A 26,952-nucleotide genomic window follows, 5' to 3' on the forward strand; every position below is an offset into this window, starting at 1 on the left:
GCCCGCGCGCTGCTCATGACCACCCGACCCGTCGACATCCACACCTATAGCGGCATCGCGTTCGACCTGCGCGATCCGCAACCCGAGATGGTGTGCCTGGAGGACATTGTCCATTCCCTGTCGCTGATGAACCGCTTCAACGGCGCTGCGCTGTTCCCCTACAGCGTCGCCCAGCATTCGCTCCACGTCGCCGAGCTGCTGCCCCCGGACCTTCGTCTGGACGGGCTGCTGCACGATGCCGCCGAGGCGTACATCGGCGATATGGTGAGCCCGCTGAAACAGGTGCTGCCGGAGTACAAAGCCGTGGAGGTGCGCATCACCGCCGTGGTGGCGGAGGTCTTCGGCCTCATTCATCCCGAGCCGCCCGAGGTCAAGCGCGCGGACCTCGCGGTGCTCGCCGCCGAGCGTGAGCAGGTGTTGCGCCCCTCCTACGGTCCCTGGTTCAAGGACTTTCCGGCGCCGGCACCGATCACCATCGCCAGCCGATCCTGGCTGGAGGTGAAGCAGACCTTCACCGAGGCCCTCCAAGGCGAGTTGAGGAGGTGTGCGGGTCGGTGATCGCGGCCGAGGGTCCGCGTTGCGGTCCGGGCGAGGTTGATCCGACATGCCGTGACGCACCGGTGTGAGAGGCTTGGGTCAGGGCGCGTGGGTCACGACCGGCTCTCGGGAGCAGATCACACCACGCGAGATGATCCGAATCGTACTCTTATGGAAGGCACGTATGTTCACGCTGAAGCGTAAATACAAGGATTCATCGATCGAAGGACTTCGGACCTTCATCTTCACTCGCTTCTACCCGAGGGTCGTTGTGGGTGGCTATGTGGGCATGCATCACCTTCGTAATCTGATCAGTCCTCTCGGGATCAACACGATCCTGCTGGTCTACGTTCTCTTGCTCACCCTGCTGGTCGCGCAGGAGTTGCTGCATGGCGACCCACTGTGGCGGTCCGTGCTCCTCACATTGCTTGTCGCCCATGTCATCTACGACATGCTGGCGAATGTCGAGTTGATCTACATCGCGATGGCGCGGGAAACGCCCTCCTTCGAGCTCGAGCTCGTCATGCTCTCCGACTGCATGACATTCGATGATCGACTCCGGCGGCTGCGTGTCCGGGGGGATCCCAAGGCCCTCGCGCATGCGGAGCAACAGGCCGAGGTACTGAGGGAATGCGGTGAGCAGAGTTTGGCATGGCCGGCCGGGCTGAAGATTCGCGACAAGCGCAGCGGTCAGTGTTGGAAGCTCTACGAACACGAGCAGAACGATTACGAAGCCCACTTGGACCTCGGGAATCAAAAACGCATGGTGATGGACACCGACGATTTTCTCTTTATTTCCGTCATCCAAGAGTTGATCGATCGGCGTTTGTCGCCGAAAAGGCGGGATCAGGTTTGGAATCGACTCTATCGTTTGGGTCTTTACATTAAACCTTGTTCGGACGATGCACCGATCCTGTTGCCCGGAGAAACGGGTGTGATCGTCTAGATCCATCGGCCGTTCCGTCGTGACGAAACGTCGGAGCGGCACCATGGACCAAGGGCGCGTGTGGACCGAAAGCGCGATCCGACAGGCCGTGTCGCATCACGATGCCATCCTGGGACACGCGTGATCCCGACCTCTGCCATTGGGGCGCGGTCGTCCATGCGCCACGCGAAACCGTCGATTTTCGCCGTCACCCCGGCAACATGGTGGCGATGATGGAGGTGAACCGATGAACCTGTCCGTGCGATCGATCCTGTGGGTGACGCTGCTGGGCGTCGGTGTCGGGTCCGCCATGCCGGCCCGGGCCGATACCGAGATCTGGCGCCCGATCCCCGGCACCAACACCCCCGACTACGGCGGGCCGCTCTTGATCGAGCGGGACGGGGTCATCTATCCGGCGATCCCCGGCACCCGCACCCCGGATTATGGTTCCGCTGACCGTCGGATCATCCGCGACGGCAAGGTCTACGATGCTATCCCCGGGACCAACACACCGGATTACGGGTCGGGGCGGTGGTTGCTCCGGGATCGGTGAAGCGGCACCGGAGGCGTCATCCGACGGCCGTGCTTCAAGACTCCAGCGGCGCCCCGTCGATCGCCGAGAGCTCCCGATTCACCTCGAATAACTTGGCGTTGACGTGCGGCACACCGAAGCCGACAAGCCGCTCGGTGTGCATCGTCAGATAGGCATTGGCGCTGATTCGATCGGCGAAGAGGTAGATGCCGCCGGCCTCGCCCGTCTGCGGGTTCTCGGTCCAGATCTTCCAGAGCAAGCCGGGCTCTTGCGCGATGGATTCGGCGAGCCCCAGCATGGTGGCGCTCATCTCGGCACCCCAAGGGCCTTGGAAGGGGAAGTCGATCTGTAGGAGGATGGACATCTGGACCTCTCGTTGGTGCGGTGGAGGGTAAGGCCCTGGAGTCTACTGCAACGGCGGTCTGCCAGCGGAGGCTTCGGCCGACGACACATCGACTTGGTTCGCACGGGAGAGCATGACAATGGGCCGGAAATTCGATGAACTCTCCGAACGGCACATCCGCTTCATCGCCGAGCAGAAGATCTTCTTCGTCGCCACGGCGACCAAGGACAGTCGCATCAACCTCTCTCCGAAGGGTATGGACGCCCTGCGGGTCGTCGACGTCGGTCGTGTCTTGTGGCTGAACCTGACCGGCAGCGGCAACGAGACCTCGGCACACGTGCAGCGCGATCCGCGGATGACGCTGATGTTCTGCGCCTTCGAGGATCCGCCGATGATTCTGCGGGTCTACGGCGCGGCGCGTGTAGTCCATCCAGGTGATCCCGACTGGGCCGATCTCCTGTCGTTGTTCAAGCCGTTACCGGGAGCGCGTCAGATCTTCGACCTCGCCGTGCACTTAGTGCAGACCTCCTGCGGAATGGGCGTGCCCTACTTCGCCTATCGCGGTGATCGCGAGCAGCTCGTCGACTGGGCGGTTAAGAAAGGCGACGAGGGCGTGCGCGACTACTGGGAGCAGAAGAACCAAGTCAGTATCGACGGCATCCCGACCCGGATCGTCGAGAAAAAGCGATAGCCTGGCTTCACAGCCCCCCGACCCGCACGTAGATCAGGCATCCGGTATCCGAGAACGGGGTATGCCGGCTCAGATGCGGACTGCGGATCCAGGTGCCCTCGGGATAGCGCCCGTACTCGTCGGCGAACTCGCCCTCAAGGACCAGGATCTCCTCGCCGCCCCAATGCGTGTGGGACTGAAACCGCGTCCCCGGCGCCCAGCGCACCAGGGCGACGCTCTCAGGGTAGCCGGACTGCGCGTAGAGGGGGCGTACGGCGAGACCTTCCACCAGGCCGGGGCGCCAGCCTTCCCCGGCGTGCGTGTCCTCGACCAACCGCGGGCGATCCGCGCCAGGATACTGACGCAGTCGCACGAAGAGCGTGCATCCCGGAGCGGACCGCGGGGAATGCCGGCTACCGTGGGGGTTCATCAGGAAGGTGCCGGCCGGATAGTCGCCGTGTTCGTCGGAGAAGACCCCGTCGAGAACCAGGATCTCCTCGCCCTCGGGATGAGTATGCTCGGGGAAGGCCCCGCCGGGGGCATAGCGCACCATACTGGTCACCGGGCCGGATTCACCGCCTTGACGGAACAGCGGCTTGCGCCAAACGGTGCCGCTCGGGCTGGGTTCCCATGACATCGCGGCAGTGTCGACGACCTCGCGTCGGGCAAGGTCGGCATGGACGTCGGCAAGGGTCGTAGGGGGCGGCGATATCGATGTAGACGGGACTTCGATCATGGCGGGTTGGTGGTCGGGTCGAGGAGAATGCATCGGACCGGAGCGCGCGACGCACACGCTCGGCCGTTCTGCCGATCTACCGGAAGTTGCGGCATCCGCCGTCGACATCAACGCAGCGACGAGGCGACGCCATGAACCGCAAGGCACTGCTGGAAGAAATCCGCCGACGCAACCGCGCCCACCTCCCTGCCCTGCTCGCCGCGTTGGAGCGCGTCAGGGCCGGCATCCGCCTGACCCAAGCGGATCACGAGGCCGTGATCGACAGCCTGGAGGATGGCAACGCGAGCCTGGCCTTCGAGGAGTCCGATCGGGCCGAGCGTGCGCTGGCGGCGCGGGTTCTGGATCTGTGCAGGCAGATCCACGTCACCGAGGCGCAGCTCAAGTGAGCCTCTCGCCGCCGACGGCGGCGCGAGGCAGAGACGCGGACCTACATCATGCCCATGCCGCCGAACATGGCCGTGAAGATCGCCATGACGATCGCAAACAAGATGGAGAGGATGATGATGGCCGGTATGGACGCGATGGCCGCCTTCACCATGAAGACAACCATGGACCAAAAGGGCATCTGGATGTCGACGACGGTGACGCGGTTGCTGTAGTCGTTCACGGTGCTGTCTCCTGTTGTTAGAGGGGATTCCTTAGCAGGCGAGGTGGATTCTAAGTGATGAGTCCTCGCCAAGTCGCTCGACGCATGCCGCCGTCAACGCTCATGTCGGTCGGGTGCGAGCCACTCTCGGGATCGAGACTTTCGGTGCGGATGGATCACCTGCCCACCTGGATTCATCCAGCCCGGTTCACGCTCCATTCCTCGCCCGCTTCTCGATCCGGCGCAAGGCCGCTTCGCACGACATCCAGCAGATCCACTTCAGCGTGCACATCACCCCACCTATTGATCACCCGTCCTCGTAGCGGGCAAAGCACCGCAAATTCTGGCAAACCCGACTCTCGGCGGGTAGCGCCATCAGGCCCACGCCACCAGCAGTCCGAAGCCAGCATAGGCGGGCGCGAAGATGGCATAGCCGAGGGTTTGATAGGGCAATGGCGGGTCCATCCGAGCCGAGTGGAAATCTCAGCCGAGGGGCCGCGACGGCTCACTCCGACGCCGGCTGACGTCTTGCGAGGCGTCCGGGCCGAGTGTGGTTCATGGCTCCCAGAATCCCCTTGCACCCTCAGGAAAGCGAGCGAGCAATCGATCGAAGGCTTCTTCATCCACGTGCCGCCTCAACGACTGCGCGACATCCCGGATCGCGGTTTCCGGGGAGAAATTATGTTCCGCGCGCAGCAACTTGACTTCACGTGTCATGGACTCGCGATCCTCGAATGGCTTTCTTTCCTCGTCGAGATTCCAATCGGTCACGAACAGTGCCCTGAGGCAAATTGGCAGGACATTGGCGAATGCAATCGCATCGTTCGTCGATAACCTTCGCCGGAAGACCTGAAAGACCCCCTGTGTCATGGTATAGGCGACGTGGGTGCTCCAAAGCCCGGCCGTATCCCGTGCGTCCACCAGATAATCATAAAACTGCGCTGAAGCGCGCTCATATTCCGCAGGCACCGGCATGTCGACGTCCTACACTTCAGAGTTCTTGGAAGAGTTCCCCGAGATCCGGGAGCCTGTTCGAGTCGAGTTCCTGATCCGACTGGGTGGTCCAAGCTTTAAGGCGACGTTGCGGCCAGAACCCTTCTTCTATAGGCGATCAGGGTCATGAGAAAAATACAGGCTACTGCGATGGCGGCAGGAAACAAGACCGTCGCGACGGAAATGCGCTCCAGTGCCATGACCACGATGATGTTGCGCGCCGCAAAGAGACCGAAGAACGTCAATGATTCTGAGTGAGGTGCCGCATAGGCTTTTCTGATCGTTGGTCCGAAGCCCAAGAGGTCGACGGCGGTGAGCACAACCACTGCCCACATGGGATCGGAGGTCGCATACCACAGTGGAAGAGAGGAGAAAGCCGCAACGAGGAAAAACCAGTCCGCTCCCGTGATGGTGAGATCCGCTCGCTTGACGTAGGCAAGTACGGCAATCAGGAGCGTGATTGCACCGGAAACCCCGATGGGCCAGGCTCCTACTCCCCCGCCGGCTTGGAGCTGAGCGAGGAAGACCACGAAAGTTGTACTTCCCCAGATGATCCAAGAGAAGACGTGGGGCTTCACTTGTCCTTGGATGATGCCGCGCAGATACGGGTAGAACGCCACGAGCGTAAGCGTGATTGCTGCAGCGCTGAGGAATTCGTTGTAGGGCATGGCGAGACAGTCGCAGGCATTATGGTAGGTGAAGTTGAAATCGAGCGGCGGTCCCAGAGAGTCGTTTGCTCAAGCAAGTTGCCAACTTGCGGCAGTTAAAGCATGTCCGGGCCGGGTCTCGGCATCGGTCAGGCGTCGTGCACAGGCGAGCCCGGTAATACCGAAGCCGATGACTGCGATTCGCTCTGCCTTGACCATCATGTCATCCCATGGTCCGCGCGATCCGCGGAGTCGTTCGTTGGATCTTGCGGTGGGCCTGCCCATTGATTTTCACGTGCCGGATCCTTGTTCTTCACGCCTCGAGCGGCGCCCGGTCGATCGCGGAAAGCTCCCTGTTCACCTCGAAGAGCTTGGCGTTGACGTGCGGGATCCCGAAGCCGACGAGTCGCTCGGCGTGCATCGCCAGATAGGTTTCGGCGCTGGGCCGGTCGGTGAAGAGGTAGATGCCGCCGGCTTCGCCCGTCTCGGGGTTCTCGGTCCAGATCTTCCAGAGCAAGCCGGGCTCTTGCGCGATGGATTGGGCGAGGCCCCGCATGGTGGCGCTCATCTCGGCGCCCCAAGGGCCTTGGAAGGGGAAGTCGATCTGTAGGAGGATGGGCATTGGGAACCTCTCGTTGGCGCGGTTGCGGGTTTCGTTCAGGAGTTTAATGCGCAGACGCTCTGCCGACCGAGTCGACGTCTTCGCCGACATAACGCAATTCCGACGAGGTGACGCCATGGATCGCAATGCATTGCTGGAAGAAATCCGCCGACGCAACCGCGTCCACCTCCCTGCCCTGCTCGCCGCTTTGGAGCGCGTCAGGGCCGGTATCCGTCTGACCCGTTTTGATCCCGAGACCGTGATCGAAAGCCTGGAGGATGGCAACGCGAGCTTGGCTTTCGAGGAGACCGATCGGGCTGAGCGTGCGCTGGCGGGGCAGGTCCTGGACTTGTGCAGACAGATCCACGTCGCCGAGGTGCAGCTGAGGTGAGCCTCCTGCCGCCGGCGAGCGAGAAGTCCGGGTCTCTCCATGCCTTCGTCGATCGGGCCTCGCAAAAGGCGGAACCGCCCGCCTCACTGCATCAGGGCATCCACGACAGAGGACGGAAACCCATACCCGATCAAATCCTCATGTGTGATGCCCGTGCCGTGATCGACCAGCACCCAGGTGTTGCCCTCTTTTTTCAGATACGCGGTGGCGTTTTCGCACGCCTGCAAGGTGCACATCATAAAGACCGTCGCATAGCGGCCCATAACCTGCTCGACGCTCGCTCGACACCAATCGGGCGTGCAGTCCTCGGCGACCGCCCGCAGGATTGCGCGCTCCACCGATGGATCGACCGCGGTTTGACCTTCCCGCACGCGTGCAGTGTCCCGAATGACGTAGGTGTCCAAGATCCAGCCGATTTGCCCCTGATAGGTGGTTTTGCACCAGCGATGCGTTGCCGAGGGACGAACACACTCGCCCAACTCCAACAGGGTCCCGTGCGGGATCTTCCCGAGACGCACACCTTGCTTCGTGCTCGGTTCGCTGCGAAGGGCCAAAAAGCCGTCGCCCGGCGTGTTCACGGCAGCCGTATCCGCGAAGGCCGACACTGTGAGGCATCCCCCGACAAGCAGCAATAGCATCCTGCGTTTCATCCTGTTCCTCCGATGTGCGCAGTTGGGGGCAGTCGTACCCCCGATCTCGAAGTGTACACGCTAAGCCGTTATGCCGGAATGCGGCTCGATGAAACCGAGTGTGGGTCCGGCTCATACTCAATCTCCGGCAACACCAACTCCCAGCGTGCGCAGCGCACGTTCTGTTGCTCCTCGGCCTTGGCGTCACGGACCAGGATTGCCGCGACGCGGACCGCGACGATCCGTCCGACCGGGGGCCGGAACTTCGAGGACATGCGCGTCACGGCAAACCCTTGCGTGTCGGCGATCTCCCATCCGGCTTTGCCGTCGGCGCGCTCGCGCAGTACGAGCTCGCTGCCGACGTCGAGCGCAGCCAGTGCGCGATGCAGCTGGGCACCCGCCGGGAAGTAGCCCGGCCAGGACAGCACGATCTTCTCCGGGGCGGCGATCAGCGTTCGGTTCCCCAGGCCCGGCTCGGGCTCGGGTCGGGCCGCTCGCGAGCGCAGTGTCAGCCCGTCGGTAGCGGCGATGAAGGGGTGCTTACCACCATGCTCCTCGCACAGGGTCAGCGTCTTGCGTGCTCGGGTCATCGCCACGTAGAAGAGGCGGCGCTCGTCGTCGCTGCCGGATTGCCAGCCCCCGCTGTCGAGGATCAGGACATGATCGAACTCCAGCCCCTTGGCCCGGTGTGCCGTCATCAGCACCAGCGGGCCATTGGCGCCGCCCTGTGCGAGCGCCTTGATGCCTGTCCCGATCTCGTAGATAGACTCCACCAGATCGCCGATCACCTGCTCGCCGGCGGAGACCGCGCCCTCGGTGTCTGAAATAAAGCGGGCCAGTGCAGCTTGAAACGGGTGTTCGATCAGGCCGTCGACCGGGATGCCGTAGCGGCGACGAAACCAGCGCGACAGCACACCGGTGCGCAGCAGTAGACGCGTGTGCGGGTTGCGGCGACGCTGTCCGCGCAGCAGATCGAGCAGCGCACGGCCTTCGCGCGTCACATGCAGATTGGGTTGATGCTGATCCCGCAGCACGCGGACGGGGATGCGCCGGCGGCGACACAGCGCGGCCAACGGCTCCAAATCGCCCCAGCGCCGTGCGATGACGGCGAAGCGGCCCCACTGCCCTGCCCCGCCGGCATGCGCGAGAGCGTGCAGGCGTTGGATCTCGGCGAGGGCCAACTGAGCTTCCAAGCGCGCGTCGCGGGGCACTTCGAGGACATGCACCCGGCCTTCGGCGACCGGATCGCATGCGGCATTGTCGCCGCCCTCGGGCTGCTCGCGGCGGGCATGGTCGATGCGGATCTCCTGTCCTGCCTTCATGCGGTCGCGTGAACGCGCGATGATCCGGTTGGCACAGTGGACGATGTGAGCAGTTGATCGGTAGTTCTCGATCAGCTGGTAGCGTCGCGCTTGATAGTCCTCCTCGAACCGGCGGATGTAGCGCACGCTTGCGCCGTCGAAGGCGTAGATGTTCTGGTCGTCGTCGCCCACCACGAGCAGCGACAGGCGGTCTTCCTCGGCCTGCAGGGTGCGGCCGGCAAGGGCGCTGATCAGCTCGTAGTGGTCGCCGTTGATATCCTGGTACTCGTCCACGAGCAGGAAGCGCAGTCCGGCGAGCATGCGATCGCGCGCAACGGACGCGCCGATTCCGTTACCCTCATCGCTCCGGTTCAGGTCGGCGGTGGCCTGGCGAATCACGGCCCCGAAATCCAGTGTATCGCCCCGTTCGATCGCCACGGCATAGCTGGTGCCGGTGAGGCGCATCGCCAGCCCGTGCAGGGTCTGCACGGTAACGCCGGCGGCATCCGGACCGGCCAGTGCCCATAGGCGGTGCCGGATCTCGGCGGCAGCCGAGCGGTTGTAGGCCAGGACCATGATGGTCTGCGGCAGCACCATGCATTCGCGCAACAACCAGGCGACCCGATGCACGATCACCCGGGTCTTGCCCGAGCCGGGCCCTGCCAGGACCAGGTGATTGCCTTCGAGGGGTGCCGCGACAATGGCCTGTTGGTCGGGATTGCGCAGGTCGATGAGGATGCGTCGATGTGCCTCCTCGGTGGTGGCGTTCTCGAGCAATTCTTGGCGGCCGGCGAAGTAGCGCCGGATGAGCTCGTCGCGATCGAGTCTGAAATAGTCGACGATGAATCGCATCGCCGCCTGAACCTTGCCGAGTGCGAGCTTGGCGTACTCGGCCATGACGTGGACCTGAACGATTTTGTCCTTGTAGTGCAGGGCCAGCTCGGCATAGTCGGACTTCTTGAACTGGCGTCGTCGCGCTTCGGGGTTCAGTTCGATGCGCATCGCTGCACGAAACACTGCCTTGCCTCGCGCCAGATGCAGCACCTCATTGGCATCGAGGTAAAGCAGTGCCGCGGAGAGGGCTGTGTTCCAGCGTTGGATCTCCAGATCCTGGAGTGTCAGGTCGGCGCGCAACGTGCGTTCCAGCTCCCCGAGCTTGAGGACGACGAGCAGGTTGTTGCCCTGTCGTGCCGCGAGGAATATGGCCACCAGGGCGTGCGCCACGCGCAGACGCCGCTCACCGATGTGCGCGATGTCGCGCCAAGAACGCAGGACTTTGATGGCGCGGTTATCCATTCCGGCAGGGCGCAGCGCAAAAAAGCCCCGATGTTCGACGCCTTCACCGAACGGTTCGGCATAGGACTTGAGCAGACGCGACAGGCGATGCGGATCGATCTCCACGCCGGTATCGCGCCGTAGGGTGTCGCAGAGTCGGCGCACATTCAGGAGCTGCCAGCTTTCCGTATCGGCGTCCGGCGCCGCTTCGCGCAGGTGCCCGAGGAGCGCCGCCTCGATCCGTGTCAGCTCCGCCAGCCGCTCGGCGGTATCGGGGTCGCGGTACAGGGTGACACCGATCTCGGTCTCGTTGGACAGCAGCTGCCATTGGTCCAGCTCGCGCAGCATGGCTTGCAGCGTGCGCGAGTCTTTGCCGGTGGCGCGCATCAGATCGTCGGTCGAGCGGCTTTCGTCGTCGTCCGCGGCAAGCAGTTCCGCGAGAACGGCCAGATAGGGATCGATGTCGGCCGTGGGTCCGAGCTTCTTACGCAGCGCGACGCGTGCCTCGTCCAAGCTCCCGACCAACAGGCTGCCCGGAAAGACGCGGGTATGATTCTCGTGGCGCTCCAGCAGACGTGCCTCCTCCAGCCAGGCCACTGCGATGCGGACCTTGGTCTCGGCATCCTTGGCGTCCGGGTCGATGCGGTGCTGCTCGGGGATCTCCAGGAGGATCTCTCCGCTGGTGACCACCACCTCCCCCTCGCTGCGATCCTTGCGCTCGATGACGCGCAGGGCCTTTAAGATGGAGTGGATGTCGTGCTGAGTCAGGCGCGAGTTTCGCAGCAGGCGGAACTGCACATCGAGATCCGCTTCGTCATAGAGCAGAACACACCGCGCCGGCGCCTGATCACGCCCGGCCCGGCCGGCTTCCTGTAAGTAGTTCTCCAGTGATCCGGGCGTATCCAGATGGATCACCAGACGCACGTCGGGCTTGTCCACACCCATCCCGAAGGCATTGGTCGCGGCGATGACCCGCAGCGTGCCGCCGATGAAGGCTTCCTGGACCGCGCGCTTGTCGCCCGGCGGCATGCCGCCGTGGAAATAGCCGCACTCCAGGCCGGCCTGTTTGAGGAATGCGGCGACTTCCTCGACCGTCTTCTGGCGGGCACAGAACACGATCGCCCCACCCTCCTCGCGCAAGGTCTCGCGCAACAGCGACAGAACCTCGCCGTACTTCACCTGTGCCGGGACGGCTCGCACCTCGTAGATCAGGTTTCCGCGGCTGACACCGCCTTCGATCAGCTCGATCGCCAGGCCGAGCCGCTGCTCGAAGTGCGTCCGAATATCCTGGACCACATCGGGTTTGGCTGTGGCCGTGAAACAGAACACCGGCTCGGGAAGCGCTTTGCGGCGCCGCTGGATAAAGCGCGAGACGTAGAGATAGTCCGGTCGGAAGTCATGCCCCCACTTGGACAGACAGTGCGCCTCGTCGAAGACCCAGGCGCCGATCTCGCGGTGCTGCAGGGCGTTGCCGAAGGCGGTGCCGCGAAACTGCTCGGGGGCGACGAAGATCAGCCCCAGGTCGCCGAGGCGCAGTTTCTCCAGCATCGCCTGACGCTCGAGCGGAGTGAGCAGGCTGTTGAGATAGCCCGCGCAGGTCACGCCTCGCGCCTCCAGGTTGTCCACCTGATCCTTCATCAGCGATTGCAGCGGCGAGATCACCACCGTGAGGCTGCCGGTGCGGTAGTAGCGCGCCAGTGCCGGCAACTGGAAGCACAGCGATTTGCCCCCGCCGGTGGGCAGAATGGCCAGGGTTGAGCGTCCGGCAAAGCCGTTCTCCACGATCGCCCGCTGCAACGAGCGTCCGTCGGGTGTTGCGGGCGATGGCCTGAACTCGGTGATGCCAGGGAAATAGTGCGGGAGCATCCGCTCCAGATCGTGCTGTTCGCGGCACCAGGCGCAGGCCGGATCGGTACAGGGTACGTCGCGCAGCGCGGCGATGGCTTCCCCGGTCTTGGGAAAGCTCAGCTTCACCCAGGGCGGCAGCACCGAGTTACCGCCCGCCACCCGCAGCCAAGCCAGGGTATAGGCCAACGGCTTATGCCACTGCGGATCGGGCAACCACTGCTCGATGATCCGCCGAAGCCCCGTGATGCAGACCTTGCCGGCGGTGGCCCGCGACCAGGCCGCAGCTGCCTCTTCGAGCGAGGGACGCAGGGCACGGCGCAGGGTGGCAAAGAAACTCGCCACACCGATGCCGTTCTGCGGAGCCAGGAGGAAATGCAGGCACAACATCTCATCCGGGTGCTCGACCGTGCGTGTTCGAAAGATCTCCCATTGGTCGAGGAACAACCGGTAGGCCATCTCGGCATCGCGTACCGGATCGTTCCGCGTGGTTGTACAGAGACGGTAGTCTTTGACCAGACGGTGATACGGGTTCTGCGGGAAGGCGATCGGCGAGAACTCAAGCGTGTCGATCAGCGGCAGCCGATGCAGGGCCAGGCCGGGGTGCAACACGGCGAGCGTCGGTCCATCGAAGGCAACGATGTTGTGGCCCAACGCGAAGCCCGCGCCCTCGGTGAGCGCGTCGACACGCGACACCAAATCGGGCGCCCGAGCCGAGATCCGCGCACGGGCGTCCAGATCAGGGCGGTAGAGCCCGATCTCGCGCAGACAGAGCGCATCCTGCTTGGCCGTCTCGATGTCGAGGCACAGACAGGCGACGGGTGGACGATCAGGGGCTGCGGACATCCTCGTCGCGTGGTGGGTCGATCAGGGGAACCGACGTCATGACTGAGGGTAATATACCCGACTCATGGTTGCAGCGACCCGTTCAAGCACACGCGGCTTGGTTTTACGCGACCCCATCGAACGGTTTTGGTTGAACCTCGGCGGAGGTCTTCGTTGGTTCAGCGTAGCAGCCGATCCTCGCCGAAGTGCTCGACCACTTCGGGGTGGCGAATGATGACCGTATCCCGTCGGACGCAACGCGACGCGACGCGACGCGACGTGGCAGGGCGGCACATTCTCTCCTTCTTGGCTTCCTGACAGCACGACTCCGGCGCGGGCGACCGAGGCGATCGGTATCCTGTACCGGGAGATCCAAGGGGCGGCCGGCAACGTCACGATCGAAATGGGTCATTTCAGTCGTTCGGGGGCGGACAATCGTCTGACCGGGCGCGTGCTTGATGTCTACGGGATGGAGCCGCGCGACGTCGCGTTCCTGTCGGACCGCATCGAGCTGACGACGACCATGCCGAAGCCGGAAGATCAACGCTGTTGCCCGACGGGGACGGCGCGCTGGTCGATCGACCGCGCATCCCTGGCGGGCACTCGTCTGCGGTAGGGGCGATATGGCCGAGCCGTTCACCGAAAAGCAGGGCCAATACCTGGCCTTCATCTACAACTACTCCGTGATGTTCGATCAACCCCCGGCTGAGGCCGATCTGCAGCGCTTCTTCGGGACGTCACCCTCTACCATCCATCAGATGCTCGTCACGCTCTCGGAGAAGGGGTTGATCAGCCGCACGCCGGGGAAGGCGCGCTCCATCCTGCTCATGGTCGACCCCGAGGAGATTCCGCGCCTTGTGCGGCCGTATGCTGCGAGGGCTTGAGAAAGTGGCGGGTCGTGACCCGAACATCAAACTCTTGGTTTCGTTTAGAATTGCGACTTCTGCCGAGAGGTGGGGTAAATGTACGGCATCGACCTACGTATGCCGATAGCCAGCCTGGAGTTGGCCAAAACCTACCCCTCGGCCTTGGAGTCGCGGCGACAGGCATCAGCAGGGTGATACGAGGTTCGGTGACAGTCACCAACCTTCCAATCACCTCGCGACAGCTTCAACTATAATGATACGCCAAGCTGCCGATGAACCATCCCTACCACCTCATCGCGTCCGCCGAGAGCTGGATCGAGGGCGAAGCGCTTCGCCAACTGGAACAGACCGCACAGCTTCCGGGGATGCGTCAGGCCGTCGGGCTACCCGATCTGCATCCCGGTAATGGCTATCCTATCGGCGCAGCCTTTCTCAGTGACCTGATCTACCCTGCGCTGGTCGGCAACGACATCGGCTGCGGCATGACGCTCTGGCAGACGGATCTGTTGGTGCGTAAGTTCAAGCCGGAACGGGCCGCCGAGCGTTTGCAGGGACTCGAAGATCCATGGGAAGGCGCGCTGGCCGACTGGCGTGCTGACTTCGCCCTTGAGCCGACCGCCTTTGATACCGCCCTCGGCACCATCGGCGGTGGCAATCACTTCGCGGAGATGCAATGCATCGAATCGGTGTTGGACCCGCCAGCATTACTGACGCTGGGGATCGATCCTGATCAGGCGCTGCTCCTGGTCCACAGTGGCTCGCGCGGACTCGGCGAGGCCATCCTGCATGCGTTGATCGCCGCCAAGGGGCATGCTGGTTTGGATCCGGAAACCCCGGAATCCCTGGACTATCTGCGCCAACACGAGCAGGCCCTGCGTTGGGCCGAAGCCAATCGCGCCCTCATCGCACGGCGGATTCTGGATGCCCTGAACGCGGACGGCGCGCGCCGGCTCGATGTCTGGCACAACCTGGTCCAGCCGATGGATTGGCAAGGCGAGCGGTTGTGGCTGCATCGCAAGGGTGCCGCTCCGTCCGATCGTGGAGCGTTGGTGATTCCCGGTTCACGGGGCACTCTGTCCTATCTGGTCAAGCCTTGCGTCGATTGTAAACAGAGCCTGTACTCGCTGGCCCACGGCGCCGGGCGCAAATGGAAACGCGGCGAGGCGCGCGGCCGGCTGAGCGGCCGACAACGCCCCGAGGATCTGATCAAGACCGCACTCGGCGGACGTGTGATCTGCGAGGACAAGGAACTCCTCTATGACGAGGCCCCGGAGAACTACAAGGGGATCGAGAGAGTTGTCGGGGATCTGGTCGCGGCCGGTCTCTGCACGATCATTGCTGCCCTGCGCCCGCTGCTGACCTACAAGGTGCGCCGCCCGGCCCATCGGCAACCGGGCATGCGCAAGCAGGAGCATCGCCGATCATGAGCGCCGCGACCCTATGGCTGCAAATCTCCGCCGGGCGCTGTCCGGCCGAATGTGAATGGGTAGTGGGGCGTTTGGCGCCGCTCCTGAGCCGCGACTTGGAGGACCGGGGGCTCTCCGTGGAGGAGATCGCCCGCACGCCCGGCGAACATGGCGGTACGGCGCGCTCCATCCTATTGCGGATCAATGGCCCGGACGCCGTGACGTCCGTCCGCACCTGGCTTGGCACTATTCAGTGGATCGGCACCAGTCCCTATCGACCACACCACAAACGGCAGAATTGGTTTGTCAGCGTCGCAGCCTTTGAAGAGCCCGATCCCGACGCTTGCAACGAGCGGGATCTGCGCATCGAAACCTTGCGCGCCTCCGGTCCCGGAGGCCAGCACGTCAACCGCACCGAGAGTGCAGTGCGCATCACCCATGTGCCAACCGGGATCAATGTGCTGGCTCGGGAAGAGCGCTCGCAGCACCTCAACCGCCGACTCGCGCTCGCTCGGCTTATGGCCCTGCTCGCCGAACGCTCCGATGATAAGACGCGCGCCGCCGAGAACCAGCGCTGGCGGCAGCACACCCAGCTTGAGCGCGGCAACGCAGTGCGGATCTATCGCGGTCAAGCATGGTGTCGCATTCACTGATCCAGCCGCGCTGCTCATCACCGGTCACCCGCGTGATGGAGAACCCACGATATGCTGATGAGCATGTGCGTCTTCAGGGTACGAAGTGAGGAGGCTCGACTGATGCCAATCCGAACCTTTATTCGGCCGGCGCCCATGACTTGAGGTTGTCCAGACATCCAGATATCCAGTGAGCCGCCGGCGTTGCTTATCCCCTCGCGACAACAGCATTGAGCCACCGCTCCCCTTCCCTGTGGTCGTTGGAGTGTCGCAGACACTCGGTGACGAAACCTGCTGCCAGGGTTGCAGCGACATGCCTCGCGGTACCGCGGGGACTCGATCAGCGCCGCCGGGGTGAGGGTCTCCTCGGTCGTGATCTCGCCGAGCTCGTCCTCGAAGCGTCGCCCGCGCCGGCGAACCTCCTGGCAGACCGCCTCGGGCAGCGGCCTCGCCGCGTTCCACAAGCGCTCGACTCGGCCTCGATCCAGGCCACGTCCTCGGGCGTATCGTCCTCCTGGAGGATCTCGTAGTGCTTCTGCCAACCGTGTCGGGTCTCGTTCATCGAGCCGATGAAGCCGACCTTGCGCCCGTCGGCCCGTTCGATCATGCCGGCTTTGCCGTGCAGAAAGCCGCAGAGGCTGTCGGGTGCAACCCGGATCACTTGGCCGCGCCGGGCCAGAAAGGCATCGAGACGCCGATAACGCTCGCGGTTGAGCAGCGATTCGGCCTCGATCGAGCGCTCGTTCCAGCGTCCCGGCATGCGCGCCTCGCGCAGTTGCGCGACCTTCAGATCCTCGGATCGACGTTGCAGACGATGCGCACGTTCGCCACCGACTCCAGCCATTGATGGACGATCCCGAACAGCGAGCTGGTGAAGTGGCCGGCAATGCGCCGGAAACTGCGCGCGCCTTGGAGTTGCTTGGCCAGAAAGCTCCGGTCGAGACGATGCGTGCGCGAGGAGCAGCGGTTGATCACGACACTCAGGCGGCTTCGGAGATCACCCGCTCGATCTGCAACGGGTAAAACCCGCTTTTCTGTGCATCCAGGATGGTCATCTCGCCGATACCGGCCGCCGAGTAGCCGATGTTCACGTTCCAGCTCAGGGTCTCGTCACGCACGATGGGATCCTTCGAGAACTCGATGAACAGGGTGTCGTCCTCTTCGTAGTAGACGATCTTCATGAACCTTCCTCCCGGCGTGTCCAGTTGACCGTGACGGTCTTGATGATGATGGCCTGATCCGTCGCCACGGCCGCACAGACGAGATTATCGGATCGTGACATGATGGAAGATACATCCGTGGGATCTCGTTTACACGTCGGTCAAGGCGATGCCGCGTCGGAGAACGGATTCAGCAGCAACACCCCACTGCGCTCGACATCCCGCACATTTCGCGTCACCAAGGTCAATCCGAACTCCTGCGCGGTGGCAGCCAACAGGCCATCGATTACCGGCAGTGCATCCGGGACATTGTTACGACCCCAACGCTCCGCCACTTCGGTTGAAACGGACAGGATGCGATCGGCAAAGCCTTCTTTGACCGAGGCAAGCCGTTGCTCCAATCGCCCGGCTTGAACGGGATCACCCGGAGAGTCGCGTGTCCCTCGTGATACTTCGCGGGGGCATCCTGCTGCCGCGAGGACTCGGTCCTTGGCGACGGCCTTTTGTGCCCGGGTTCGCCCTGCGGTCGCAGCCGTGCCCGACTCCCCGTTGGTGCGCCTGACACGACAGCGCCCTCAAATGGCTTGACGGCGTATGGGATGCGCTCAGCATATTGCCTCCGCGGCTCCGGGACCCCCGCCCCTTCGCTACTGCGGCAACACGCTCGTGCCCACGCCTACCCGGGACTACGCGCCTTCGCTTCGCTCTCCATGGCGCGTAGCGGGCGACGCAGGCGATCGATGCCTTGGCGCACTTCACCGAGCACCAACACCGAGAGATAGAGCTCGCGTGGATCCGCCGCGTCATACCAGGCGCGCACGCCGGGATCGGCACGGGCGCCTTTCTGCACTTCCGACAGGATATTGGTATCGATCAGGAAGCCCATTCCGGATCACCCCGACCGAAGTCCCGAGCGCGGTGCAGATCTTCGGCCGTGAGACCCTCCGTCAAGCCCGCCAACAGGCCCTTCAGATCACCGCCGTCATCGGCGGGGCGAGGTGGATCATCCATCAGCAACAGCACGCGCAGGTGGGTACCGTCCGGTATGGTCTCCGGCAGACGGATCGAATGATGTTCGACGGTTGCTTCAAGCTCGATTGCGTGCATTTGCGTCCTCCGGGCGGGTAGTGAGCGGCGTCTACTGCAACCGCTGATTGCGCATCGGCTTGGCGATGGCCTCCGCGGCGCGGCGGATCCCGAGTCCGCGGGCCTTGGCGGCAATGAAGGCGGTCATGTCGATCAGCAGCGGGCGGCGGTGCAGATCATCCGGGATCGCGTCGCGCAGATTGGCCATGACGATCTCGGGGTCCTTGTCGGCCAGGAACTCCCGGATGGCGATGAACAGGGCCGCGAGTGGGGTGGCGCCCAGCTCGGTGCGGTCGGTGAGATCGCGCGGCTCGAACTCGGTGACGGCTTTGAGCCGCCCCGCGTTGGGGTTGGTGCTCGCCATCATCGCCGCATCGTCGTCGACCCGAAACGCCTTGGCGAAACTCTGATCGTTGTCGAGCTTGGACGCCCCGGAGGTCTCCATGTCGAGCATGCGCAGATAGAAACGCTGGATGCCGCTGATCGCCTGCCAGGTCTTGCGCTCGAGTCTTTCGGGAACGGGCAAACCGTCGGCGGTCTCGGCCGCCTGCTCGACAATACTCGTCGACCACCGTGGTCTCGCCCTTGCTGCGCGGACGCAGGGCAAAGGCGGTCACATCCTCGCCGCCGAGACTGGTGTAGCCGGTCAAGACCTTCAGCGCCGCCGCGTAGCCGGCCATCTGCAGGTCCGAGTCGTTGAAGGCCGGCGCGCACGGATAGAGCGATCCGTCAGGCGGGGCTGCCGCGCACCGTGGCGGTCTGGGGAGCGCGTCGGCGACGCGCGGTCGCTGATCTACAGCTTGAGGCGATATTCGCATAGCGCGCATGGGATGCGCAAGCCTCGAATGCGACGCCGACGGCAGCGCTTGCCTCGTTATTGAATAGAGGCTCGGCGCATTGCCGGCGATGAATGAAAATACGAATGCGTGGACGGTCCGTGCGCCGGCACGCCGGCGGGCGGATGCGTATAGGGGATGCGCGCATCTATCATTTCGGCGCTCGCAACGTTCATTCGGCCGGGCGGCGCGGCGCCCGTGCCGGAGGTCGGCGCGGGCGCCGCCGGGCAGGCCCCGGGGGGCCGTCGCGCCGTTGCGAGCGCACGCGCAAACGCGGTCTATATGGACCGCGAGGGTAACAGTCCCTAATCTATCTATATGGACCGCACCCCTCCGTTTCGCGCGCTATATGGACCGCGATGACCATCGGTCCATATAGCGTCGAGCGTGCCTCCGACCGGCTCGCGTTGTGCAACTCTCGAGACCGTTTTCCGCGAGCCCCGGCCGCGTTGTGCAACTCTCGAGACCGTTTTCCGCGAGCCCCGGCCGCGTTGTGCAACTCTCGAGACCGTTTTCCGCGAGCCCCGGTCGCGTTGTGCAACTCTCGAGACCGTTTTTCTCGGGTCGGCCAGGGCTTGGCGTATTGGTGCGGCCCGCATGGCGTATTCAAGGGCCGCCAGACGACGTATGAGAGTGGCTATTGAAACCGGAATGAAGCGAGGGGGTGTTTGCGCGGGAGCAGGGGGCGCTTGCTCCGGCGAATTTCAATAGCAACCGGGCGGCTCATCGCGCGTCGGGGTCGCGCAGATCACGGTGAGGGTCCCGGCCCGGAACCCGCCCTCGACCGCTTCGCGTTGGGCGCGGGTCAGTCCGGCATGGTGATGGTCCGCTGCCAGGCCATAGGTCGTGCGCAAGGCCAGCGCCAGCTCCTCTGCGCGCTTGCGTGACTGCAGCCTGTCCTGCGTCCGCGACGGTCTCCAGGCACGCCTGAGCGGCCATCTGTGTCTTCTCGCTGGCCTTGCGAAAGCGCGCCGTCTCCCAAGTCAGCGGGCAGGGACGCTCGTGGGTTTGGTGGAAGATCCCGCCGAGCCAACTGGCCAGCTCCGGGCCGTTGCCCAGCGTTGCGGAGATCAGCACGAGCTGAACCATCGGGTTGATCGCCCGCAGGCGTGTCAGCGCGCCCTCCAGCAACGCCCCCCGGCGCGACTCACCGAGCAGGTGCGCCTCATCCACGACCAGGGCCCCGATCGTCGCCAAGAGCATGAAGTGCGCCGACGGGCGGCGCAGCATCGAGTCCATCTTCTCGTAGGTCGCGATGAGCAGCTCGCTGGCGCCCGCCGGCAGCGGGGCCGCGCCATCGTCCTCGGCCAACTCCCCGGTCAGGCGCGCGATCTTCACCCCGGCAAAGAGCGGATCGCTGCGCAACTGGGTCGAGACCTCGGTGGCGATCGCGCGCAGCGGAACGACCATCACGGCGCGCAGTACCTGATCGAGCGCCTTGCGCAGGGCGAAGCGCGCCAGCCAGGTCTTGCCCGAGCCGGTGGGGCTGCTCCAAACCAACGCCGGTCCACCCCACATCAATCCGCGATCGAGGATGTCGGCTTGTTCGGGGCGCAGTGTGATCATGGGTTCTTCCCTTTCTAGGAGTGCGGTTCGAGGTGCCGGCGTGGGCCCTGCTGCGGTGCCGGCGTTCAAAGCGATTCTCTCGCCGATCCTCATGCCGTCAACCGCGCGCCGCCCGGCGCGCCGGCGCCCTCCCTTTCTTGGTGGCGGACGCACGAGGCAGCGGTGCGCGTGCCGATGACGCCAGCGGTGCGGCCGGGACGGTCGCGCCGGTGATGCTCGCGATGTTGCTCAGCGTTGCGCGCAGACGCTCCAGCGGTGCGGCGTCGGGAAGGGTCGCCCCGCCCCAGGTGATCCCCGAGGCGGCGGCGCGCATGGGCGAGGAGCTGTCGAAACTGTTGGCGCCATGCTCGCGCAGGGTCTGGATCAGGCTGGGCTGGCCCATCCCGAACAGATGCAGCGGCTTTTCCGTCACGGCACGGATCCCATCCAGGATGTCGATGACGAGCCGAGGGTCGCGCTTGACCCGCGGCACCAGTCCGCCGACCGCCATGCCGTCAACCGCCATCCGATCCATCTCCCTGGCGCACTGTCGGTAATCCTCCACGGTGTCGCCTTGCACGCTGGCGTACAGGGCGAACGACGCACGCCGCGGTTGTGCGCTGGCCCAGGCGGCATTGGTGATTGTGGCCTCCAGGCGTTGGCGCACCTGTGCGCGGTCCAGTCCAGGCGGGATGGGAGCGTCCAGGGTGGCGCCCCGATCGAAGGTGGACTGAGAAGTCCAGCACCGCGGCGGCGTTTAGCCGATCCTCCTCGCCCCCTGTTTGCGTGGCGGGGAGGACCAGATCCCAAGTCGCGGCGTTGCGCTCGATCCGCCCTTGGCGCGCCAGCAAGGCAAAGCCGCCCGAGTCCACGAAGACCGGGAGGTTCGGCAAGGCGCGGCGATCCATCAGGCTGGCGTAGTGCATGCTCATCATCACGCCAGCCACACCCAGGCGGGTGAGGAACGGCAGCAGCATCCGATCGATCGTGCGGCCATCCAGGGTGAGGACGGGCCAGAAGTCGTGGTGCTGCATGCCTGGCGTGCAGGTGGAGAGCTCGTTCATGGATCGGCGCCTTTGGGTGGGTGACTGGAAGGAGCGCTGCGGTGTGTCGCGATCTCGTCCAGTCTCTCGCCAAGTCAGACGAAGTCAACGCGCGCGGGGGTCGCCCAATAAAAGGTTAAAAAAGAGGTTAAAGAAAAAAGGTTAAAGAGGTTAGCAAGTCCGGAAATCGCCTAAAAACCGATAAAAATCAGGTCGTTGCGAAAAGGTCGCGTGGGTCAAAGAACGTGGTAGCGTGGGTCAAAGAACGTTACTGGCGTGGGTCAAAGAACGTTGAGCGTGGGTCAAAGAACGTTCGCTGAGGTGCTCGTCCGTAAAAGCGTGGGTCAAAGAACGTTGGAGCGTGGGTCAAAAATCGCCACCGGTGAGCCGATGACCTTTTCTCGAAGGTAACCGATTGAAAAACGAGTGAACAATGCTTCCGCGCTGCAAAAATCCGAACGCCGGCACGCAAAAATCCGAACGCCAAAACGCAAAAAAAGGAACGGCGGCGTGGGTCAAAGAACGTCGCCGGCGTGGATCAAGGGTTTCTTTCTTCCCTGTTTTCATTGGCGCGAACAACCTTCACCACCCCGCCGGGCGTAATCTGGAAACCCGCCAGAAAGCCTACACGCTCCAGTTCGTTCAGGGCGTTCTTGAACATCCGCTTGACCTCGCGGGCTCGGGCCTTGCGCTTCGCGGTGAACTCGGCCTCGCTCAGTTCCCCGTTGTTTGGGACATCCAGCGTTAAGCCAGCACCGATGGCCAGGGTCTCGATCTTGTGGGCGAACGGCTCGCGGTGCGACGAAAGAAAGCCAAGCAGCCAGGTCGCGAGCCCTTCCGGGAGCGCGCGTCGCGCGTCGCGATTCACCCTGCTATAGAGTTTGTCGAACAGAAACAACAGTTCGCTCTCTGGCCGAAAAACGGTTACCGACCACGGCTTGCCATCGCCCTTATCACTGAACGCATAGTCGACAATCAAACCGGTGCTCACGCCGCGCCCCAGTCGGGCGCTGTAGACCTCCAATGACGCCGAATGCAGCCTCCGGAGCGTCGTCAGCAGGCGTGCGTAACTCTTACCGCTGTCGGTCCATTGGAGCGACCTGGTCAGGTTGGTGGGCGTGAAGGTTACTATCGGAGAGCGCGATTCCTTGGCCATGTGGACTAACTCTATCCACACGCTCTCGTCGTCCTGACGCAACTCCTCCCCGGTGTATCGCACCTCCCCGCCCCCGATCACCGGCACGACCAGCGGGGCGGTGGCGCGAAACATCGCGCGCGGCTCTTTTCTGTTTTTTGCCGCGAAGACCGCGCAACGCACCAACTCGTTGGGGATGCCGCGCTCGCTCTCTGGCCACAGCGTCAACTGGCCGGCGGCGTATTGCTCGGCCAGCTCGCCGATCTTCTTCGCACGCGCCTTATCCTGCGCCTTATCCGCCAGGGCCTGCGCGCAACTACCAACGTGTCACTTGTCATGCGATCCCTCTAAAATGCCATCTCGTTCTTACGCAAGCTCCTGCCTTCAGGCAGGGGTCGCTGACCTACGCCAGATACGCCTCGATCATCGAGGTTCCCTCGGTTTTTCGTCTTCCAAGGGCAGGGGTTCATGCGACCTGTTTTTCTTCCTCCCGAGTGTCGATCCAGTCCTTCGGAAACTGCATCGGTGAAGTGTAACCGAGGGTGGAATGCAGACGCTTGCGGTTGTAGAACACCTCGATGTACTCGAAGGCGGTGGCCTTCATGGCGTCGCGGGTGGCGAAGCGCTCCCCGAAGACGCGCTCGTTCTTGAAGCTGTTGAACCAACTCTCGGTCGGGGCGTTGTCCCGGCAGTTCCCCTTGCGGCTCATCGAGCAGACCATGCCGTACTGCGCCAGCGTCGCCTGGAAGGCATGGCTTGCGTACTGGCTCCCCCGATCGGAATGGTGGATCAGCCCCGGGGCCGGCTTGCGTCGAAACCAACCCATGGTCAGCGCGTCGGTGACCAGCTCGGCCGTCATGCGCGGCTTCAGCGACCAGCCCACGACCTCGCGGTTGAACAGGTCCGGGACGATGGCCAAGTAGAGCCAGCCTTCATCCGTCCACAGGTAGGTGATGTCGGCGCTCCAGACCTGATTCGGGCCGCTCGGGGAGAAGTCGCGGGCGAGCAGGTTCTCGACCACCGGCAGGCCGTGCTTGGAGTCGGTCGTGGCCTTGTAGCGACGCTTGTGGCGCCCCCGGATGCCGTGCTCGCGCATCAGGCGCTCCACCCGTGTCTTGCTCGCCGAGAAGCCCCGTGCACGTAGCTCATGCACCATCCGCGGGCTGCCGTAGGCCCCCTTGAGCTCGGCATGGATGGATCGGATCAGGGCCAGCACCTGTGCAAGCACCTGTGCATCCGTCAGCCCTTGGCGATCCGGTATGCCGCCACCCTGCCAGGCCCGGTAGCCGCCGACACTGACATCCAAGACAGCGCAGAGCTCGTTCAGGGCTAAGCCGTCGCGGTGTGCAGCGATCCAGGCGTACTTCACAGCGCATCCCGCGCGAAGTACGCCGTCGCTTTTTTAAGATGTCGACCTCGCGCTTGAGCCGCGCGTTCTCCGCGCGCAGACGCGACAGATCCATCGCCTCCGGCGTGACCTTCGCTGCGCCCGCACCGTTGAGCGTGCCGACATCGAACGCCTTCACCCAGTTGCGCAGGGTCTGCTCGACCAGCCCCATCTCCTTGGCTACCGCGCTCACGCTCTTGCCGTCCTTGATCCGCTTCACCGCCTGTTCCTTGAACTCGGCGGTGTACTCTTGCTTCGGAATCTTCTGCATCATCGTCTCCAGTGTGACAGACAGTCTACGTCACCCTTGGAAGACTAAATTTCGGGGGAACCTCAATCGGTGCGCCATCCAGAAACGGCGAAGTAAGAGGACGACCCCTTGTGTTGTAGTAGCGGCGCCGAAGATTGGGCCGCTCTGTTCACCAGCGCTGAGACGGCCACCTTGGGCTTGTGCTACCCCGACATGCGGATCACGCAGCGCCTCAAGGACACGCTCGGAGAAGCTTCTTGATCTTTCAAGTAATACCAAAATATGGTATTTATTGGTGATGCGACTAAAGGTTTTCACATGTCCAAAAATACCAGTATTTCCTTGGGCGACCACTTCGAGGGATTCATCTCCCAGCAGGTCAAAAACGGTCGCTATGGCTCGGCAAGCGAGGTGATCCGCGCGAGCCTGCGTCTGCTCGAAGAACGGGAACAGAAACTCGAAGCACTTCGCCAAGCTCTGATCGAAGGCGAAGAAAGCGGCGAAGATTCACCGCTCGACATAGAAGAGATCAAACGCGAGGCGCGGAAAGACGCGGGGCTGGATGCATGAGATCGTCAAACGCCCGCGTGCCAGAGAAGACCTGAAAGGCATCTGGCGCTACAGCTTCACCGAATGGGGCGAAGCACAGGCGGACAGGTACCTTGCCGAGATCGACGCGGGGATCGCCCGGCTCAAGGAACATCCGGAGCTGGGAAAGTCTCGGGATGATCTGAGAGCGGGATACCGCTCGCTGCGGATTAACCAACACGTGGTCTTCTACCTCGTGACGCCGTCGGTCGTCCGGATCGTGCGGGTACTGCATGTGCGGATGGACCCGGACTCGCATTTATAGGTGTAGCGACCTGCAAACATCGGGCGCCCAGCCTGCAAACATTGCAGATTTCAGCCCAGATTAACTGCCATATCCGGGGGCTCGTGCCCACATTAGTTGCCGATAAGCTCACGCCCTTTGCCAACAGCCTGCAAACATCCGAACCAGCCCGGATTATCTGCAAACAGCCGACCGAGAAGATGGGATTCGATACCGAGCCGACCTTCTACGAGAAAACCATCCTGTCCGATCTTCAGGGTGCGTGGCAGTGCCTCCGTGAAGAAGTGGCCGAGCACCCGGGCTTCGAGGGCTGGGAGAGCGCGCTGTTCCACATCGACGAGGCCATGAGCTGGGAATCCGTCCGCAACCTCGCACAGATGCAGCGAAGCCTGATACTCGTTCGTAACCTCCTTCATCAGGGCGATGTCCCCGACGCCGTTGCCGAATGCTTGGGCGCCGTGAGCGAACTCATGGATGAGACGCTTGAAGCCCTCGGGAAGGGTGAAATCGGTTGAACGGGTCTCCAGCCCACGATCAACGTTTGCCCGACCGAGATCCGCGCCTTTCTCCATGGCCATCTGGCTCCCGGTCGGACCCGGGAGCTGCATGCGCAGCTGCTGGCCGCGGCGAGGCCGGCGAACACGGTCCGCGTCCGTCTCAAAAACGGTCGTTTTTGGAATGGCTTTCGCCCCGTCGGCTGACGCGACGCTTTGTAGATCGAGGCCCTGGTCGGTCTCGGTCTGACCAGACTGAAGGTCGTTGCAGCTGTCGTCTTCAGTCCAGGCCGTTTATCCTAGGCCCCGATATTGGCGGCTGATGGTGGCGCCGTATCTCCATGTCCTTGGCTTCGCTGCCCTGGGCGATCCGGGCTTTCGGAGTCCAGGACGGCGAACTGATACCTATGTGGGTGATTCCGACGCTGGTTCCCATGCTGCTGCCGGACCTGATCATAGTCAGCGGCGCGTTACGGTCAGTCGGGAGCGCATCTGGGTAGGATGCGAAATCAAGTGATGAGCCAGCGGCGGGGCCATCATATTGTCAGTACGAGCTGCTCCAGGCCCTCCCCGAGGAGACCCACCTCAGCCTCTACCGCGGCATCAACCGCATGGACGAGCACGAGACCCTCGGTCGCGGTCGCTACCGGGTGCTTCTCAACAATCTCAACAGCTATTTATTCACACTACCGTCCAGTCGATCCGGTGTGCAAACCTTAATGCTCACCTATAAGGGTAGATCGTATCGCTCTTCACTCTCACGATTTACCCTTACAGGTTATTCGCACTCTACAGTTGATTTGTCTTTACACCTTCAAGAACACATCGGAAACGAGCCGTCTTACCGATTCCACCGGGACCTTTTTTTATTTCGGCACTCCCATTGCAACATGCTCGAGTGACAAGCTCTTTACCATCAGCGGTCGTTTGTTTTAAAGCATCCTCGGGGGTGCAGGATAAATTATCGCCATGATTACCATGCGTATCGGCTTTGCAGCTATATTGCTTAATATACCAACCAAAATCAACGTCTTCGCAAACATTACCTGATGTCTTTCGCTTCTCAAGGTCTGTTTTTTTACCCGACTGTTGGTCAACTACTTTGCTAAATGATACATCTTCGGCGTTCGCGCTTATAGGGGATATTAAAAAAGCCGTCATTATTAATGGAAGCAATGCTAACTTTAAACCAGAGTTTCTACTGGAACAAGCAATTATATTCATTGGATGTAACCCTCTAGCATGGTAGTTTCACATTTAGGGATGCTGGCTGCCGGCATGCATATCCTTGCGATGTCTGCTAGACATCAAGATGGCTACGTAAAAGTAGGCTACGGAAAGCGTCATGTCTACTTAAAAAAGCATAAAATACCGCTAATATTAGTAAAACCTTATTCGATTTCAGTTATTTGACGAATTCGCTATAAGCCATGGGTATTACGGC

Annotated in this window: 33 protein-coding genes and 1 pseudogene; 13 read left to right on the plus strand and 21 right to left on the minus strand. The window is 62.9% G+C overall.

What is annotated here, in order from left to right; genetic code table 11:
* Positions 1-15 precede the first annotated feature (15 nt).
* From BDD21_RS26895 to BDD21_RS26905, 3 genes are all read left to right on the plus strand, one after another.
* Positions 16-558: a hypothetical protein gene (locus BDD21_RS26895; RefSeq protein ID WP_120800265.1), complete on the plus strand. Its 543-nt coding sequence runs from the start codon at positions 16-18 to the stop codon at positions 556-558.
* Positions 559-721: 163 nt separating this feature from the next.
* Entirely contained in the window at positions 722-1,483 is a 762-nt protein-coding gene (locus BDD21_RS26900) for a hypothetical protein (protein ID WP_120800266.1), read from the plus strand.
* Positions 1,484-1,709: 226 nt separating this feature from the next.
* Positions 1,710-2,015, plus strand: coding sequence for a hypothetical protein (locus tag BDD21_RS26905; RefSeq protein ID WP_120800267.1), 306 nt, complete (start codon positions 1,710-1,712; stop codon positions 2,013-2,015).
* A gap of 34 nt (positions 2,016-2,049) precedes the next feature.
* On the opposite strand, the gene BDD21_RS26910 is transcribed toward BDD21_RS26905, so the two are convergent.
* The gene (locus tag BDD21_RS26910) at positions 2,050-2,358 is read right to left on the minus strand and encodes a monooxygenase (protein WP_120800268.1); all 309 of its coding nucleotides are present in this window, start codon (positions 2,356-2,358) and stop codon (positions 2,050-2,052) included.
* Positions 2,359-2,476: 118 nt separating this feature from the next.
* On the opposite strand from BDD21_RS26910, the gene BDD21_RS26915 reads away from it, so the two are divergent.
* Positions 2,477-3,028: a pyridoxamine 5'-phosphate oxidase family protein gene (locus BDD21_RS26915; protein WP_120800269.1), complete on the plus strand. Its 552-nt coding sequence runs from the start codon at positions 2,477-2,479 to the stop codon at positions 3,026-3,028.
* 7 nt (positions 3,029-3,035) lie between these two features.
* Here the strand turns inward: BDD21_RS26915 and BDD21_RS26920 are convergent, their stop codons facing one another.
* Positions 3,036-3,743 (minus strand): cupin domain-containing protein, encoded by a 708-nt coding sequence (locus BDD21_RS26920; RefSeq protein ID WP_120800270.1) that lies wholly within the window; start codon positions 3,741-3,743, stop codon positions 3,036-3,038.
* Between the two features lie 131 nt (positions 3,744-3,874).
* On the opposite strand from BDD21_RS26920, the gene BDD21_RS26925 reads away from it, so the two are divergent.
* On the plus strand, positions 3,875-4,129 hold the full coding sequence (locus tag BDD21_RS26925) for a hypothetical protein (protein WP_120800271.1): 255 nt from the start codon (positions 3,875-3,877) through the stop codon (positions 4,127-4,129).
* Positions 4,130-4,170: 41 nt separating this feature from the next.
* On the opposite strand, the gene BDD21_RS26930 is transcribed toward BDD21_RS26925, so the two are convergent.
* From BDD21_RS26930 to BDD21_RS26945, 4 genes are all read right to left on the minus strand, one after another.
* A complete protein-coding gene (locus BDD21_RS26930; protein WP_120800272.1) occupies positions 4,171-4,350 on the minus strand; it encodes a hypothetical protein in 180 nt (59 codons plus the stop codon).
* Between the two features lie 534 nt (positions 4,351-4,884).
* Entirely contained in the window at positions 4,885-5,304 is a 420-nt protein-coding gene (locus BDD21_RS26935; protein ID WP_120800273.1) for a DUF2267 domain-containing protein, read from the minus strand.
* A 95-nt stretch (positions 5,305-5,399) separates the two neighbouring features.
* Positions 5,400-5,990, minus strand: coding sequence for a hypothetical protein (locus BDD21_RS26940; RefSeq protein ID WP_120800274.1), 591 nt, complete (start codon positions 5,988-5,990; stop codon positions 5,400-5,402).
* Positions 5,991-6,282: 292 nt separating this feature from the next.
* Positions 6,283-6,591 (minus strand): monooxygenase, encoded by a 309-nt coding sequence (locus BDD21_RS26945; protein ID WP_120800275.1) that lies wholly within the window; start codon positions 6,589-6,591, stop codon positions 6,283-6,285.
* A gap of 115 nt (positions 6,592-6,706) precedes the next feature.
* On the opposite strand from BDD21_RS26945, the gene BDD21_RS26950 reads away from it, so the two are divergent.
* Positions 6,707-6,961 (plus strand): hypothetical protein, encoded by a 255-nt coding sequence (locus BDD21_RS26950; protein ID WP_120800276.1) that lies wholly within the window; start codon positions 6,707-6,709, stop codon positions 6,959-6,961.
* A gap of 83 nt (positions 6,962-7,044) precedes the next feature.
* Here the strand turns inward: BDD21_RS26950 and BDD21_RS26955 are convergent, their stop codons facing one another.
* Entirely contained in the window at positions 7,045-7,611 is a 567-nt protein-coding gene (locus tag BDD21_RS26955) for an SH3 domain-containing protein (protein ID WP_120800277.1), read from the minus strand.
* 68 nt (positions 7,612-7,679) lie between these two features.
* Entirely contained in the window at positions 7,680-12,857 is a 5,178-nt protein-coding gene (locus BDD21_RS26960; RefSeq protein ID WP_120800278.1) for a RecQ family ATP-dependent DNA helicase, read from the minus strand.
* 430 nt (positions 12,858-13,287) lie between these two features.
* On the opposite strand from BDD21_RS26960, the gene BDD21_RS28160 reads away from it, so the two are divergent.
* From BDD21_RS28160 to prfH, 4 genes are all read left to right on the plus strand, one after another.
* Positions 13,288-13,452, plus strand: a complete 165-nt coding sequence (locus tag BDD21_RS28160) for a hypothetical protein (protein ID WP_170164974.1) — start codon at positions 13,288-13,290, stop codon at positions 13,450-13,452.
* Between the two features lie 7 nt (positions 13,453-13,459).
* On the plus strand, positions 13,460-13,720 hold the full coding sequence (locus BDD21_RS26970) for a LexA family protein (RefSeq protein WP_120800280.1): 261 nt from the start codon (positions 13,460-13,462) through the stop codon (positions 13,718-13,720).
* Positions 13,721-13,974: 254 nt separating this feature from the next.
* Positions 13,975-15,129: an RNA ligase RtcB family protein gene (locus tag BDD21_RS26975; protein ID WP_120800281.1), complete on the plus strand. Its 1,155-nt coding sequence runs from the start codon at positions 13,975-13,977 to the stop codon at positions 15,127-15,129.
* Positions 15,126-15,761, plus strand: a complete 636-nt coding sequence (gene prfH / locus BDD21_RS26980) for a peptide chain release factor H (protein WP_120800282.1) — start codon at positions 15,126-15,128, stop codon at positions 15,759-15,761. Before BDD21_RS26975 ends, prfH begins: the two co-directional genes overlap by 4 nt.
* A gap of 319 nt (positions 15,762-16,080) precedes the next feature.
* On the opposite strand, the gene BDD21_RS26985 is transcribed toward prfH, so the two are convergent.
* From BDD21_RS26985 to BDD21_RS27030, 11 genes are all read right to left on the minus strand, one after another.
* Positions 16,081-16,584, minus strand: coding sequence for a phospholipase D-like domain-containing protein (locus BDD21_RS26985; RefSeq protein ID WP_245970040.1), 504 nt, complete (start codon positions 16,582-16,584; stop codon positions 16,081-16,083).
* A complete protein-coding gene (locus BDD21_RS28965) occupies positions 16,527-16,715 on the minus strand; it encodes a phospholipase D-like domain-containing protein (protein WP_245970041.1) in 189 nt (62 codons plus the stop codon). Before BDD21_RS28965 ends, BDD21_RS26985 begins: the two co-directional genes overlap by 58 nt.
* Positions 16,716-16,720: 5 nt before the next feature.
* Positions 16,721-16,921 carry a DUF2283 domain-containing protein gene (locus tag BDD21_RS26990; protein WP_120800283.1) on the minus strand — a complete coding sequence of 67 codons (201 nt, stop codon included), beginning with the start codon at positions 16,919-16,921 and terminating at the stop codon, positions 16,721-16,723.
* A gap of 140 nt (positions 16,922-17,061) precedes the next feature.
* A complete protein-coding gene (locus BDD21_RS26995) occupies positions 17,062-17,301 on the minus strand; it encodes a PIN domain-containing protein (protein WP_120800284.1) in 240 nt (79 codons plus the stop codon).
* A 275-nt stretch (positions 17,302-17,576) separates the two neighbouring features.
* Entirely contained in the window at positions 17,577-17,786 is a 210-nt protein-coding gene (locus BDD21_RS27000; RefSeq protein ID WP_120800285.1) for a PIN domain-containing protein, read from the minus strand.
* Positions 17,774-18,007, minus strand: coding sequence for a hypothetical protein (locus tag BDD21_RS27005; RefSeq protein ID WP_120800286.1), 234 nt, complete (start codon positions 18,005-18,007; stop codon positions 17,774-17,776). Before BDD21_RS27005 ends, BDD21_RS27000 begins: the two co-directional genes overlap by 13 nt.
* Positions 18,008-18,038: 31 nt before the next feature.
* On the minus strand, positions 18,039-18,512 hold the full coding sequence (locus BDD21_RS27010; protein ID WP_245970042.1) for a hypothetical protein: 474 nt from the start codon (positions 18,510-18,512) through the stop codon (positions 18,039-18,041).
* Between the two features lie 1,033 nt (positions 18,513-19,545).
* On the minus strand, positions 19,546-20,388 hold the full coding sequence (locus BDD21_RS27015; RefSeq protein ID WP_170164975.1) for a DEAD/DEAH box helicase: 843 nt from the start codon (positions 20,386-20,388) through the stop codon (positions 19,546-19,548).
* 97 nt (positions 20,389-20,485) lie between these two features.
* Positions 20,486-21,034: a queuine tRNA-ribosyltransferase family protein gene (locus tag BDD21_RS27020; protein ID WP_245970043.1), complete on the minus strand. Its 549-nt coding sequence runs from the start codon at positions 21,032-21,034 to the stop codon at positions 20,486-20,488.
* A gap of 914 nt (positions 21,035-21,948) precedes the next feature.
* Positions 21,949-22,848: a plasmid replication initiator TrfA gene (gene trfA / locus BDD21_RS27025; RefSeq protein ID WP_120800289.1), complete on the minus strand. Its 900-nt coding sequence runs from the start codon at positions 22,846-22,848 to the stop codon at positions 21,949-21,951.
* Positions 22,849-23,011: 163 nt separating this feature from the next.
* Positions 23,012-24,203 (minus strand): IS3 family transposase gene (locus BDD21_RS27030; protein WP_120800290.1). Its coding sequence is split into 2 segments (ribosomal slippage): positions 23,012-23,942 and positions 23,941-24,203, totalling 1,194 coding nucleotides; the frame shifts between segments, so codons are not numbered across the junction.
* 297 nt (positions 24,204-24,500) lie between these two features.
* Between BDD21_RS27030 and BDD21_RS27035 the strand changes: the two genes are divergently transcribed.
* Positions 24,501-24,752: a type II toxin-antitoxin system ParD family antitoxin gene (locus BDD21_RS27035; RefSeq protein ID WP_120800291.1), complete on the plus strand. Its 252-nt coding sequence runs from the start codon at positions 24,501-24,503 to the stop codon at positions 24,750-24,752.
* Positions 24,745-25,035, plus strand: coding sequence for a type II toxin-antitoxin system RelE/ParE family toxin (locus BDD21_RS27040; protein ID WP_120800292.1), 291 nt, complete (start codon positions 24,745-24,747; stop codon positions 25,033-25,035). The genes BDD21_RS27035 and BDD21_RS27040 overlap by 8 nt, the downstream gene beginning before the upstream one ends.
* Positions 25,036-25,127: 92 nt before the next feature.
* Here the strand turns inward: BDD21_RS27040 and BDD21_RS28165 are convergent, their stop codons facing one another.
* Positions 25,128-25,586: a hypothetical protein gene (locus BDD21_RS28165; RefSeq protein ID WP_170164977.1), complete on the minus strand. Its 459-nt coding sequence runs from the start codon at positions 25,584-25,586 to the stop codon at positions 25,128-25,130.
* Positions 25,587-26,044: 458 nt separating this feature from the next.
* Between BDD21_RS28165 and BDD21_RS27050 the strand changes: the two are divergent.
* Positions 26,045-26,185: pseudogene (locus BDD21_RS27050) on the plus strand (NAD(+)--dinitrogen-reductase ADP-D-ribosyltransferase); the annotation flags it as partial.
* 112 nt (positions 26,186-26,297) lie between these two features.
* Here BDD21_RS27050 and BDD21_RS27645 read toward each other — a convergent pair.
* Entirely contained in the window at positions 26,298-26,732 is a 435-nt protein-coding gene (locus BDD21_RS27645; RefSeq protein WP_147431253.1) for a hypothetical protein, read from the minus strand.
* Positions 26,733-26,952 lie beyond the last annotated feature (220 nt).

Origin of the sequence: Thiocapsa rosea, assembly GCF_003634315.1 — a bacterium.
Taxonomy (GTDB): Bacteria; Pseudomonadota; Gammaproteobacteria; order Chromatiales; family Chromatiaceae; genus Thiocapsa; species Thiocapsa rosea.